General features: G+C 76.7%; 1 protein-coding gene. It reads left to right on the top strand.

Annotation, left to right across the window (positions count from 1 at the left end):
• Nucleotides 1-313, top strand: a 313-nt coding sequence (locus RZ84_RS39105; protein WP_157878995.1) for a 4'-phosphopantetheinyl transferase superfamily protein, incomplete at both ends; no start/stop codon positions are given.

The raw sequence follows: 313 nt of genomic DNA, 5'->3' as shown, positions 1-313 counted from the left end.
TGCCCCCCCCGCGCCCTGCCCCGCCTGGGCCTGCCGCCCACCCCCCTGCCCCCCGACCCCCCCGGCGCCCCCGCCTGGCCCCCCGGCATCACCGGCAGCATCACCCACTGCGACGGCTACCGCGCCGCCGCGGTGGCCCACACCACCGACATCCCCCACCTCGGCATCGACGCCGAACCGCACGCCCCCCTACCGCCCACCGTCCGCGAGGGCATCACCACCCCCGCCGAACGCACCCACCTCAGCCAACTCCTCGGCACCCACCCCGACATCCACTGGGACCGCCTCCTCTTCAGCGCCAAGGAGTCCGTCT

The sequence above is a fragment of the Streptomyces sp. CT34 genome, from assembly GCF_000805335.1.
GTDB lineage: Bacteria > Actinomycetota > Actinomycetes > Streptomycetales > Streptomycetaceae > Streptomyces.
The sequence above is the reverse complement of the archived record's forward strand: the minus strand, read 5'-3'. Positions and strand labels throughout refer to the sequence as shown.